14 protein-coding genes are annotated in these 12,967 nt (G+C 33.5%); 7 read left to right on the forward strand and 7 right to left on the reverse strand.

Annotated features, from left to right (window positions below):
* The first annotated feature begins 93 nt into the window (after positions 1-93).
* Positions 94-1,854, forward strand: a complete 1,761-nt coding sequence (locus CXF54_RS13550; protein WP_101203926.1) for an aromatic amino acid hydroxylase — start codon at positions 94-96, stop codon at positions 1,852-1,854.
* A 1-nt stretch (position 1,855) separates the two neighbouring features.
* On the opposite strand, the gene CXF54_RS13555 is transcribed toward CXF54_RS13550, so the two are convergent.
* Positions 1,856-2,608 (reverse strand): enoyl-CoA hydratase/isomerase family protein, encoded by a 753-nt coding sequence (locus tag CXF54_RS13555; RefSeq protein WP_101203927.1) that lies wholly within the window; start codon positions 2,606-2,608, stop codon positions 1,856-1,858.
* Positions 2,609-2,696: 88 nt separating this feature from the next.
* Here CXF54_RS13555 and CXF54_RS13560 point away from each other — a divergent pair, with 88 nt between their 5' ends.
* Positions 2,697-3,002: a rhodanese-like domain-containing protein gene (locus CXF54_RS13560; RefSeq protein WP_090837565.1), complete on the forward strand. Its 306-nt coding sequence runs from the start codon at positions 2,697-2,699 to the stop codon at positions 3,000-3,002.
* Here CXF54_RS13560 and CXF54_RS13565 read toward each other — a convergent pair.
* The 4 genes from CXF54_RS13565 to alaS all read right to left on the reverse strand — a co-directional run bounded on the left by CXF54_RS13565 (position 2,997) and on the right by alaS (position 7,791).
* The gene (locus tag CXF54_RS13565; RefSeq protein WP_101203928.1) at positions 2,997-3,608 is read right to left on the reverse strand and encodes a DUF4230 domain-containing protein; all 612 of its coding nucleotides are present in this window, start codon (positions 3,606-3,608) and stop codon (positions 2,997-2,999) included. The two genes, CXF54_RS13560 and CXF54_RS13565, sit on opposite strands and share 6 nt — an antisense overlap.
* Positions 3,609-3,857: 249 nt before the next feature.
* Positions 3,858-4,805, reverse strand: coding sequence for a GSCFA domain-containing protein (locus CXF54_RS13570; RefSeq protein ID WP_101203929.1), 948 nt, complete (start codon positions 4,803-4,805; stop codon positions 3,858-3,860).
* 4 nt (positions 4,806-4,809) lie between these two features.
* Entirely contained in the window at positions 4,810-5,163 is a 354-nt protein-coding gene (locus CXF54_RS13575; protein ID WP_157823470.1) for a peptidoglycan-binding domain-containing protein, read from the reverse strand.
* Positions 5,164-5,175: 12 nt separating this feature from the next.
* Entirely contained in the window at positions 5,176-7,791 is a 2,616-nt protein-coding gene (gene alaS, locus CXF54_RS13580) for an alanine--tRNA ligase (protein WP_101203931.1), read from the reverse strand.
* Between the two features lie 133 nt (positions 7,792-7,924).
* On the opposite strand from alaS, the gene CXF54_RS13585 reads away from it, so the two are divergent.
* From CXF54_RS13585 to CXF54_RS13605, 5 genes are read left to right on the forward strand one after another with little or no spacing between them, the layout of a single operon-like run.
* Positions 7,925-8,896 carry a M23 family metallopeptidase gene (locus CXF54_RS13585; protein ID WP_090837575.1) on the forward strand — a complete coding sequence of 324 codons (972 nt, stop codon included), beginning with the start codon at positions 7,925-7,927 and terminating at the stop codon, positions 8,894-8,896.
* Entirely contained in the window at positions 8,896-9,225 is a 330-nt protein-coding gene (locus CXF54_RS13590) for a MerR family transcriptional regulator (RefSeq protein ID WP_101203932.1), read from the forward strand. Before CXF54_RS13585 ends, CXF54_RS13590 begins: the two co-directional genes overlap by 1 nt.
* The gene (locus CXF54_RS13595) at positions 9,215-9,859 is read left to right on the forward strand and encodes a LemA family protein (protein WP_410503943.1); all 645 of its coding nucleotides are present in this window, start codon (positions 9,215-9,217) and stop codon (positions 9,857-9,859) included. Before CXF54_RS13590 ends, CXF54_RS13595 begins: the two co-directional genes overlap by 11 nt.
* 3 nt (positions 9,860-9,862) lie before the next feature.
* Positions 9,863-10,303: a TPM domain-containing protein gene (locus tag CXF54_RS13600; protein ID WP_101203933.1), complete on the forward strand. Its 441-nt coding sequence runs from the start codon at positions 9,863-9,865 to the stop codon at positions 10,301-10,303.
* Positions 10,300-11,172: a TPM domain-containing protein gene (locus CXF54_RS13605; RefSeq protein WP_101203934.1), complete on the forward strand. Its 873-nt coding sequence runs from the start codon at positions 10,300-10,302 to the stop codon at positions 11,170-11,172. The genes CXF54_RS13600 and CXF54_RS13605 overlap by 4 nt, the downstream gene beginning before the upstream one ends.
* Positions 11,173-11,423: 251 nt before the next feature.
* Here CXF54_RS13605 and CXF54_RS13610 read toward each other — a convergent pair whose 3' ends face one another.
* Positions 11,424-11,999 carry an OmpA family protein gene (locus tag CXF54_RS13610; protein WP_101203935.1) on the reverse strand — a complete coding sequence of 192 codons (576 nt, stop codon included), beginning with the start codon at positions 11,997-11,999 and terminating at the stop codon, positions 11,424-11,426.
* A 42-nt stretch (positions 12,000-12,041) separates the two neighbouring features.
* Entirely contained in the window at positions 12,042-12,965 is a 924-nt protein-coding gene (locus CXF54_RS13615; RefSeq protein ID WP_101203936.1) for a type IX secretion system membrane protein PorP/SprF, read from the reverse strand.
* Positions 12,966-12,967 lie beyond the last annotated feature (2 nt).

Genomic DNA, 12,967 nt, shown 5'->3' on the forward strand with positions numbered 1-12,967 from the left:
TAAGTTGTTTTGATTGTTTGAATAAACTACTGTTTTTTTTAAGAGTCTTTTAGTACGATTTTTGTATTTTTACGTCAAGTGAAACACAAAGCTATGGAGTTTAAAAATATTGAGTCTAATCCAATTTTAGATCGTTTACCGAAGCATTTAAGACAGTTTATTAAACCTCAGGATTATGAGGATTATTCTGCTATTGACCAAGCGGTTTGGCGTTATGCTATGCGTAAAAATGTAGATTATCTTAGTCAAGTGGCCCATAGCACTTATATAGAAGGTTTACAGCAAACAGGAATTAGCGTAGATGCTATCCCAAATATGTATGGGATGAATCGTATTTTAAAGGCTATTGGCTGGGCTGCTGTTGCTGTGGATGGTTTTATACCTCCTAATGCTTTTATGGAGTTTCAGGCTTATAATGTATTGGTAATTGCTAGTGATATTAGACAATTGGAACATATTGAATACACACCTGCTCCGGATATTATACATGAAGGTGCTGGTCATGCTCCAATTATTGCAAATCCAGAGTATGCTGAGTACTTAAGACGTTTTGGTGAAATTGGTTGTAAAGCCATCAGTTCTGCCAAAGATTACGAATTATACGAAGCTGTGCGACACTTATCTATTATTAAGGAAGCGCCTAATACACCACAAGATCAAATTGATTTAGCTGAAAAAGCGGTTGAAGATTTACAAAATAATATGGGTGAACCAAGTGAGATGGCTTTAATAAGAAACTTACATTGGTGGACGGTTGAATATGGTTTGATTGGAACTATTGAAGATCCTAAAATTTATGGTGCTGGTTTATTATCGTCTATTGGAGAGAGCGCTTGGTGTATGACGGATAAGGTTAAAAAATTGCCTTACACAATAGACTCTACTTTTCAGAATTTTGACATTACAAAACCACAGCCACAATTATATGTCACTCCGGATTTTGCACACCTTAGTTTGGTGTTAGAGTCTTTTGCTAATACTATGGCGTTGCGTACCGGTGGACCAAGTGCTATTAAAAAATTAATACACAGTCAAGCATTAGGAACAATAGAGCTTAGTACCGGTTTACAAATATCTGGTGTGTTTACTAATATGATTGAACATAATGGTAAGGTCAGTTACATCCAAACCACTGGAAAAACAGCCTTAGCCAACCGTGATAAAGAATTGGTTGGACATAGCACTTTAGAACATGCGGATGGTTTTGGATCTCCTATCGGGAAATTAAAAGGTATTAATTTAGCTATTGAAGACATGTCGCCACGCGATTTACGTGCTTATGATATTTATGAAGGTGAAACCGTTACTTTAGAGTTTGAAAACGACATTATTGTTACCGGAGAGATTATTACTGGTACAAGAAACCTACAAGGTAAAATTATCTTGATTAGCTTTAAAAACTGTACGGTAACACATAAAGACACGATCTTATTTGACCCTACTTGGGGACTTTACGATATGGCTGTTGGTAAAGAAGTACTTTCTGGTTATTCTGGTCCTGCAGACTTACATAGTTTTGATTTAATTACACATAAAGTAAGCAGCACGACAATACATGTTAAGCATTCTGCTGAAAAGTTAGAATTAATTGACCTTTACAAACAAGTCCGTGATTATCGCGAAGGGACAAACCCAACTATTTCTAGAACTAAGGTGTTAGAACAATTGGTAAATCGTTTTCCTATGGATTGGTTATTACCAATCGAGTTATTTGAACTGGCTAAAAAAGGTAATGAAAACGAGCTTTGCAATAGTGTTTTAGGGCATCTTGAAACTATCAAGCAAAACAGACCAGAGGTTGGACATTTGATTGATGATGGTGTTAAGATTGCTAGTCAAGAAATTGCGGTATAGATTAACTATAACTCTTTAATTTTTGTTTAGTAAAGTCGCTTAGGACCAATTTACCACTAATTTCGGCACGCTCAATAAGCAAGACGCTCCACTCGTTAGTGTCTTGCCAAAGCACTCTTTTAAGTTCTAATAGCGCCTCAGGATTATACGATGCTAATTTGGTAGCTAAAGCTAAGACTGCATCATCTAAAGCCTCTACAGTGTCAAACACATCTGCGAACAAGCCTTTTTGTTTTGCATAATCGGCTGTGTAAAATGTTTCCGCGTCAATTGTCATTTGAGAAAAAGCAGTTTGCCCAATTTTTCTGGTTACTGCAGGCTCTATTACAAATGGGCCGATGCCTATACTAATTTCTGATAATTTTATAGCTGCAAATTTTGTTGCCAAACAATAGTCCGTTGCACTTGCCAATCCAACACCACCCCCAACAGCTTTACCTTGTACACGACCAATAATTAGTTTTGGGCATTTACGCATAGCATTAATCACATTAGCAAATCCAGAGAAAAAGCGTTTACCTTCTTCCAAATTATTAATAGCAACCAACTCTGTAAAACTTGCTCCAGCACAAAACGTACGTGCTCCTCCACTTTTTAAAACAATAACCCTAATATCATCATTTTTACCAGCGTCCTTAATAGCTAATTCCAATTGTTTTAAAATTGGGCTTGGCATTGCGTTATGTTCTGGTGTAAAAAACGTAATATATCCTACGTTATTCTCTATGGTTTGTTTGACGTATGCTTGAGACATGTAATCCTTATTTTTTATAGTTGAATATAGACAAATTTAAGACTTTTAAATCTTCTAAATTTATTAACTTTGAAGGAAACATTATACTATGGGATTTTTCAGTTTTCTTTTTGGGAATAAAACCAACAAAATAAAAGAATTTACAGATAGAGGCGCTATTATTTTAGATGTGCGCTCTAAAGCAGAATATGATTCTGGCGCTATTCCAGGCTCAAAACATATTCCGTTACAACAAGTCCAAGCCAAAATTAATCAGATAAAACAATGGGACAAACCTGTTATTACTTGTTGTGCAAGTGGTATGCGCTCTGGTAGTGCTGCAGCTATTTTACGCAGTAATGGTGTCGAGGTTATGAATGGTGGTGGATGGCAAAGCCTATCGGGGAAATTATAGTTTTAATATTTCCAATCGGTCTTCGTTATCAATCTTACTGTCATTATACTGTAACGTCCACCCTAAACTATTGGTTAAAATATAAAATTTAGACAGCTCACTTACTAACCTATTTTTAGCATTTATGCGCAAGTTAGACGCCTCTACTTTTTTACGGATTCGTGCGGTTACCGTTTCCTGTATTTTATTATAGTCGTCATGATTAAAAGCATTAAGGTAACCACTTTCCACATCGTAATATTCTAATTTAGGATAGATTTTTAATTCCTCCTTAGGGATTTTAGTAATCTTCAACACCTTATTTATACTATCTATTTGGTATTCGATCTTACTTAAATCGTAACCAACGGTTACCTCAGCATTTACTATAACTAACGCTTGCTTATCTGATGTTAAGTTAGCAAATAATGCTTTGGAGTTTTTATAACTGTATGCATCACTAAAATAGCCTTCAGTCACTATTAGCTTACCAACATTATTAATTTGTTTTTGTATTAAAGCAGAATGCTCTCTAATAACAGTTCTGTCTGCACTACCTTCTGTACATTTTTTTAAAACAAACGACAGAACAAATGCTATTACTATACCAATAATTATTTTTCGCATACAATAAAAGTACTATTAGATTTTGAATTTATCTACAACGTGAAGTAAAAAATTTTAGAAAAGAAAAAACACCAAAACAAAAACTACAGAAGCAGATTATTGATTTGGTGTTTAATTGAAATATATGATTAATAGCTCGATAAAAGTAGCGCTACTTTACGTTAAAATATTTTTTATTCGTTAAACCGGATATTAATCTGCTGTAAACATCATTTGTACTAAATCGCTTACATATCAATAGGTTGCGAATCATTCGAATTTAATATAAGGTAATCGACGAACTAAACTTTCTTGTTTATTTTGTAGTTGTTCTCTAAATTTTAGATGTGCTTCAGAGTTAGGATTAAATGGTTTATGCTGTATTCCTTTTTGTACAACATCGACTTCTGTCATAATTTTTTCTGCGGAATCGGCAATCCAAACTTCATTAAAGCGCTGCCAAATATAATCGACTGCTAATGGACTTGGATGAATAAAATCTTGATTATAAAAACGGTAATCCCTCAGCTCGTCCATCATAATTTCATAAGACGGAAAATAATGCGATTGACTGCCCAGAACTTTATGAATAGCTGTTATTAAATGTGATTTACTTTGTGTGTTCTCCACAAAACCATCCTTAATGTGTCTTACTGGAGATACTGTAAAAATAAAATTAACCGTAGGATTAACTTTTTTAACCTCCGTTATAATAGCTTGTAGTGCAGCCACGATAACATCCACACCTAATATTTGTTTTTGAAATTGCTGCTGCGGAATTTTATGACAATTGGCAACTATTTTATTAGTCTTTATATAACGATAAATCCATGCTGTACCTAAAGTAATAACCACATGAGAACTTTGCTTTAAATAATGACCCGTTTTTTGAGACGCCGCATTAAGCTGATGTAATAGTAAACTTTTTGTATGTTGACTTAATTTTGAATGTGCATCAAAACTATGAAACTGCTCGTTGTTAAGAAATACATCCGTATCCGCATATTTCTTCCCACTTAATGCATTTATAACCAAATTATGAATAGCCACAGGATGAAATAAAATACCAAACGGATTAACATAATGCTGAAACTTGAAATACTCAAATTTTTCACCAATGTTTTCCGCAAAACAAGACCCTAATAAAAACACTTTCGAGTTATAGCTTATTAGATTACTTTCTTGCTTTTGTAATAGTATTTTGGTTTGAAGATTCAATAAATTATTTGTTTTTCATAATACTTCTACACTGCCTTCTTAAAAGTTTTAAGGTGATTTTTCTTAGACCGTAGTAGCATTTTAAATTGTTTTTTCTATTAAACAACTCTATCTGTTTCCCTGTATGCTCATCATACATACCATCTTCTCTAACTTGATAGCCCAGAATATTTAATTGACGTTGTACCTTAATAATTTTTCTTTTAGATGGATTCCATACTTTGTCTATACTTGAAGTTTCACCTAATGTCCCATCGGCTTTGACACATTTAACAAATGTCATATCAGAAGATGAGCTCTGAGCATTTGCGAAAAAAACAAAACATAAAACAAATAACAGTGTAAAATAATTTTTCATAGTTTTTATTTATTAAGAGATATACCCTTTAGCAGCCTCTAAAGCATTAACAATACCTTCTGGATACTTACCTCCTGCTGTAGCAAAAAATGGCTGTCCACCACCTCCACCATGGATGTGTTTCCCTAATTCTCTTACAATAGTCCCTGCGTTAAGCGACTTAGTTTCTACCAAACTTTTAGAAACATAACATGACAATATTGCTTTACCATCGTTTTCTGCACCAAATAACAAGTATAAGTTATCAAACTGGCTACCTAACTCAAAACATAAATCTTTAATTCCTGAAGGATCTAAATCTAATTGCTTAGCTAAAAAGTTAACCCCATTTATTTCTGTGATTTCGTTTTTAAGTTCGCCTTTTATATTCTTAGCTTTATCTTTAAGTAATTGTTCTATTTGCTTTTTTAAGCCTGTATTTTCATCTTGCAAATTTTGTAATGCTTTAACAGGCTCTTGCGCATTGTTAAGCATATCTTTCATTTCAAAGAATGATCTATTATTTTCGTGATAATAAGACTTAACTGCATCGTTTGTAATTGCTTCAATACGGCGTATTCCAGAAGCAACTGCGCCTTCAGACACTATTTTAAAATGCCAGATATCTGCAGTGTTATCCACGTGCGTCCCACCACATAACTCTATAGACTGACCAAATCTAACGGTACGAACAGCATCGCCATACTTTTCGCCAAATAACGCCATAGCCCCTTCCTCAATAGCTTTTTCCATTGGCACATTACGTCCTTCTTGTAATGGCAACTTACTTTCTATTCTAGAGTTTACAAAGTTTTCTACATCACGTAATTCTTCTACAGTTAACTTAGAAAAGTGAGAAAAATCAAAACGTAAATATTTAGAGTGTACCGCACTTCCTTTTTGCTCCACATGCTCTCCTAAAACTTCTCTTAATGCTTGGTGCAATAAGTGTGTTGCTGTATGATTACATTCTGTTCTGTAACGTTGTTTAGCATCTACTTTAGCAATAAACACTTGATTTACATCACGAGGCAACTCTTTAGTTAAGTGAATAATAATGTTATTCTCCTTTTTAGTATCAACGATATAAAACACATCACCATTACCTGCTTGAATATAACCTTTATCTCCAACTTGCCCTCCACCTTCTGCATAAAACGGTGTTAAATTAAAGACTAGTTGATACATTTCGCCATCTTTTTTAGAAACGACTTTACGGTATTTTGTGATTTTTACTTTAGCTTCTAATTGATCGTATCCGATAAATTCTTGATCTTCATCTTCAATTAAATCAGTCCAATCATCAGACTTTAATTCTGATGCCTCACGACCTCTTCCTTGCTGTTCTTTTAATCGCTTATTAAATTCACCTTTATTATAAGAGAATCCTTTTTCTCTTAAAATTAAATCAGTTAAATCTTCAGGAAAACCATAGGTATCTTTAAGCTCAAAAACCTTAGAACCAGACACTTGCTTATCCGTTGCATTATCTACAATACGATCTAAAATAGCTAAACCTTGATCCAATGTTCTTAAAAAAGAGGCTTCTTCTTCTTTAATTACATTTTCTATTAATTGTTTTTGTGCTTTTAATTCAGGGAATGCAGCACCCATTTTTTCCGTTAAAACATTAACTAAACGGTAAATAAATGGTTCTTTCTTATCTAAAAATGTAAATCCATAACGTACTGCACGACGCAAAATACGACGGATTACATACCCCGCTCCTGTATTACTTGGCAATTGCCCGTCTGCAATAGAAAATGCGACTGCACGTACATGATCAGATATTACACGAATAGCAATATCCACTTTCTCGTCTACATCATAATCTTTACCTGTTATAGCTTCTATTTCTCTAATAATAGGTGTAAAAACATCAGTATCGTAGTTAGATTGTACGTTTTGTAAAACCATACATAAACGTTCAAACCCCATACCTGTATCAATATGTTTGTTTGGTAACCCTTCTAACGTTCCATTTGCTTTACGGTTGTATTGCATGAAAACTAAGTTCCAAATCTCCACAACATGCGGATGGTCCTCGTTAACTAAAGTTTTACCATCTACTTTTGCTTTTTCTTCCGCAGACCTAATGTCTACGTGGATTTCGCTACAAGGTCCGCAAGGTCCTTGTTCTCCCATTTCCCAAAAGTTATCTTTTTTATTTCCTTTTAAAATACGGTCTTCACTAATATATTGTTTCCAAATGTCATAAGCTTCCGTATCCATTTTAAGGTTATCATCATCATCACTACCTTCAAAAACGGTAACATATAAAATATCCTTATCAATTTTATAGACTTCCGTTAATAACTCCCATGCCCAAGCAATAGCTTCTTTTTTAAAGTAATCACCAAAAGACCAGTTACCTAACATTTCAAATAATGTATGGTGGTAAGTATCATAACCAACTTCTTCTAAATCGTTATGCTTACCAGAAACACGTAAGCATTTTTGACTATCTGTTATACGATTATTTTTAGGCTCACTATTTCCTAAAAAATACTCTTTAAAAGGTGCCATTCCGGCATTTACAAACATTAAAGTTGGATCATCCTTTAACACCATTGGTGCAGATGGCACTATACTGTGCTTTTTATCTTCGAAAAACTTAAGGAAAGTTGCGCGTATGTCTTGAGAATTCATATTGTAATGTTGATAATCTTGTTAGCATAAGCTTAACGCTTATTAAAACAATTTATATATTTGTTATTCGTTACTATTTTAATCAACTGAAAAATTCAGTTTTAATAACTACAAAAATAGTATAAATTAGATAATGAGTAAGGTAAAATATTATTATGATTCTGAAACGCTCTCTTATAAAAAAATAGAGCGTAGAAAAAGACGCACATTTAAGTTTATATCTTTATTCTTAATTGCTGCTGCCTTATTCGGTTTTTTGTTTGTTTTTATTGGTGGTCACTACTTTGAATCGCCCAAAGAAAAAGCGTTAAAACGAGAATTATCAAACTTAGAATTACAGTTTGATTTACTTAATAAAAAAATGGAAGAGGCAGAAACAGTCTTAGCCAATATTGAAGATCGCGACAATGCTATTTACCGTTTATATTTTGAAGCTAACCCAATACCTGAAGAGCAACGTAAAGCTGGGTTTGGTGGTGTAAATCGTTATAAAAAATTAGATGGTTACGATAATTCGGAATTAATTATAAGTAGCAGCCAACGTATTGATAAATTACTAAAACGTATTGTTGTGCAATCTAAATCTTTAGATGAAATAGCGGTTTTGGCTGAAGAAAAAGAAAAATTACTACTAGCTATTCCAGCAATACAACCCGTAAGTAACGAGGACTTGACACGTATGGCTTCTGGATACGGTATGCGATCTGATCCTTTTACTAAATTAAGAAAAATGCACTGGGGGATGGATTTTACATCTCCAAGAGGAACACCTGTTTACGCTTCTGGAGACGGTAAAATAGAACGTGCAGACAGTAACTCTGCAGGGTACGGTAATCATATTAGAATTGACCATGGTTATGGTTATGTCTCTTTATACGCGCATTTATTTAAATATAATGTTCAAAAAAACCAGCGTGTTAAACGTGGCGATTTAATTGGGTTTGTTGGTAGTACAGGTCGCTCTGAAGCACCGCACTTACATTACGAAATATTTAAAGACGGAGAACGTATCAACCCTATTAACTTTTACTACGGAAGTTTATCTCCTGAAGAATTTAATAAACTATTGGAGCGTGCTTCTTTAGAAAATCAATCTCTAGATTAATGATTATTGATCTTCCAGAAAAACGGTATTATACCATAGGTGAGGTTGCCAAAGCATTTGATGTCAACACATCGCTACTTAGATTCTGGGAAAAAGAATTTGATGCTTTAAAACCAAAGAAAACAGAAAAAGGAAACCGTAAATTTACACCCGAAGATGTCAAAAACTTGCAACTAATTTATCATTTAGTAAAAGAACGTGGCTTTACGTTAGACGGTGCAAAAACACATTTAAAAGAAGAAAAAAAGAAAACACTAGATAATTTTGAAATTATAACTAAATTGGAAGGTGTTAAAGCACAATTAATAAAATTAAAAAATGAACTATAAACAACTGCCAGAAAACGGAACTAAAAAATCTTCGACTATGAAAAAATTACTTATCCCTATTATTATCATCGGAATCCTTGCTTTTGCATTATTTAGATGGGGAATTGGAGTTAACAACGAAATTATAGAAAAAGAAGGTGTTGCTGTTGCACAATGGGCAAACGTAGAAAGTTCTTACCAAAGAAGAGCGGATTTAATACCTAATCTTGTTGCTACTGTAAAAGGATATGCCGATCACGAAAAAAGCACTTTGGAAGCTGTAATAAAAGCAAGAGCAGAAGCTACTAAACCTACAATTAATGTAGATGCAAGTGCTATTTCTCCAGAAAATATTGCACAATTTCAAAAAGCACAACAAGGCTTAAGCGGTGCTTTATCTAGACTATTAGTATCTGTAGAGCGTTACCCTGATTTAAAGGCTGACAAAAGCTTTTTAGAATTACAAAGCCAATTAGAAGGTACAGAAAACAGAATTAATGTAGAGCGTAACAGATTTAACAATTTAGCAGGAGCTTACAATATCTTTATTGCAAAATTCCCAACTAGCTATGTTGCAAACTACATTAACAAAGGCGCACTTGGTTTATTTAAATCTTCTCCAGGAAGTGAAAATGCACCTAAAGTACAATTTTAATTTATGCAAGATCAAGTTGAATCATTTTTAACGACTATTGAAGAACAGGAAATTGTTGAAGCTATTAGATTAGCCGAAGATGAGACCTCGGGCGAAATAAGAGTACATATCGAGCGTACTTGTAATGATAACGTTGAGGCGTGCGCATTACAAGTATTCTCGGTTTTAAAAATGAATAACACAAAACATCGCAATGGTGTTTTAATATATGTTGCTGTAGATGACCATAAGTTTAGTATTTATGGCGACGAAGGCATCAATAAAGTGGTTCCTAAAACATTTTGGGACGACACTAAAACTGTCATAGAAACTCAATTTAAAAACGCCAATTTTAAACAAGGGTTAGTTGACGGAATCTTGCACGCTGGTCAACAATTAAAAAAACACTTTCCGGTTGAGGATAACAATACAAATGAGTTATCAAACACTATTTCTAAAGGATGATATTAAGTAATCAGTGGTTAACAGTTAGTCCAAAAACTTTAAAACACATAGCCAGACATCTTGTTACATTATGTTTATTGCTTTGGGTTAGTAATGGTTTTGCGCAATATAAAATTCCGCCAAAACCAGATAAAGCTAATGGTGGACAAACTAGTGTTTATGACTACGTTAATTTATTATCACCTGCACAAAAAAGCACTTTAGAAAACAAACTAATACGTTATTCTGACACCACATCTACGCAAATAGTGGTGGCCATTATACCGTCTACACAAGGCGAATACATTAACTATTTAGCGACTAATTGGGCTCACGAATGGGGTATTGGTCAAGAAAAAGAAGACAACGGTATATTTATACTTTTAGCACGTAACGATAGAAAAATAAATATCAGTACAGGTTATGGTGTAGAACACTTATTAACCGACGCCTTAGCTAGTCGTATTATCGAGCAAGACATTATACCATTTTTTAAGCAAAACGACTATTACGGTGGCTTAAATCGTGGTTCCGATGCTATTTTTGAGGTTATGACTGGTGAGTATAAAGGTTCTCGTCAAAATGATACATCAGAAGAGTTTCCAATAGGTGTCATTTTCTTTTTAGTCATTATTTTTATCATCATTTTAATTTCGATATCTAAAAACAGACGTGGCGGGAATGGTACTGATAATTTTGGTGGCGGTAGCAATTCAACACGAAGTATCCTTGAAGCCATTATATTAAGTAACTCCGGTCGTGGTGGTTACAGAAGTGGTTCTGGAGGCTTTGGAGGAGGCGGTTTTGGCGGTTCTTCTGGAGGTGGTGGATTTGGTGGAGGCTTCGGAGGCGGAGGCTTTGGAGGTGGTGGTGCTTCAGGTGGGTGGTAACCCGTTATGAAGTCAATTACTTTAAACAAGCAATTTATAACGTATTACAAATATCTTCAGACAGATAAACTCTAAAACTACATACAACAAAAACACAATCTCAAGTATCAGTTTAAAACTCATTAATAATTATATCAATAGTTGTAAAACACAAAAGCCATAACAGATTATTTCTGCTATGGCTTATTTGATTATTGATAATGGTGTTTCTTTTAAAAAAAATGGATTAATTAATCACACTAACTAGTTTACTAAATCTCAATTTGAACCCAAGTTTTTGTTTTTTCTTCAAAAAACCACTCAAAGCCCTCTTTAGGATCAGGTAATCGATTAATGACTCTAAATTCAAATCTAGTATTTTTATTATAGACCAAAGAACAATTATCAGTCTCAGCACACTCTTGTAAAGGCATAGTATTCCCAACAGCTAAAACTCTAATTTGTTTTGGATCTATAGTCTCTTTATTTGAAAACAAATAATTTAAAAGCAATTTTGCTGTCTTTTTAGATTGTTCAATATTATAATCTTCCGTCCCGTTAGAATCAAAATGACTTCTGATTTCAACGTTTAAATTTCTATCCAATAATTTTAAAACACTTTTAATATTTTTTTTGTCATTTTCGTTAAAAGCACCAGATTTAATATTTTCTAATTTCAATTCCTGAAAGCTCATCAAGTCACAATTAAGCTCTTCCCAATCACTTATTTTATTATCTTCATTTAAACATCTTACATAACACTTCCCCGCTTTTGGATTAGAAGGCATGTCTTGAGCTTTAACTGCAAAGGATAACAATGATACTCCTAGTATAAAATATTTTCTCATAAAATAAAATTACAATAATTAAACTTTAGCTAATATATTAAATTAGTTATATAAATCCTTACACTTACATTTTGGCTTAGGAAACTCAAACTCATAATTTAGCATAATCTCATGAGATCCCGAAGAAAAGTCACCAAGATTTGAGGTTATATAATCATACGCATATCCAATAGACAACCCTTTTGCCATTTTAAAATTAACTAAAGCACCAAAAGCATCGTGCACGCGGTATGAACCTCCAATCCATATCTTTTCATTTATATAAAACATTGTGGATAAATCAAATGAAATTGGAGCTCCATCCGTATACTTAATAATGAAACTTGGCTTAAATTTTAAATGCTTGTTTACATCCAATAAGTACCCTCCGTTAAAAAAATAACTTCCCCTATTGGTATAAGCATAATCCGTTTTTGAAACTTGTGACAATAATTTAGGGGCTGAAAATCCTAAATAAAAATTTGGACCTCTAAAATAAACTCCTACTCCAATATTTGGATGAAACTTATAGTCAACTGTATCCAAAAAGATATCTCCATTATACTCCGGATCATTTAGTAAATCATCATCCAAACTATATTTACTTCCTCCTACTTTAACACCTAAAGCCAATTTATACTCATCAAAAGAGTCAAAATCGATTGTATAAGACAAATCAGCGAAAGCATACGTGATTTTCTCGTAACCCAATTTATCATTTATAAGAGATAAACCTACACCCAATTTAGTATTAGGTAATGATGTGTGGGCTGACAATGTTTGGGTGTTAGGAGCTCCTTTTACACCTACCCATTGACTTCTATTTAATAAATTAATTACCATAATCTCCCTAGAACCTGCATAAGCAGGATTAATAGAAATGGTATTATACATGTATTGCGAAAACTGAGGTGCTTGTTGGGCAACAAGAACGACATGCATCAATGCAATTAAAAAGGTTATATGTAAATATTTATATTGTTTCATTT

This window comes from Olleya sp. 1-3 (assembly GCF_002836085.1).
GTDB lineage: Bacteria > Bacteroidota > Bacteroidia > Flavobacteriales > Flavobacteriaceae > Olleya > Olleya namhaensis.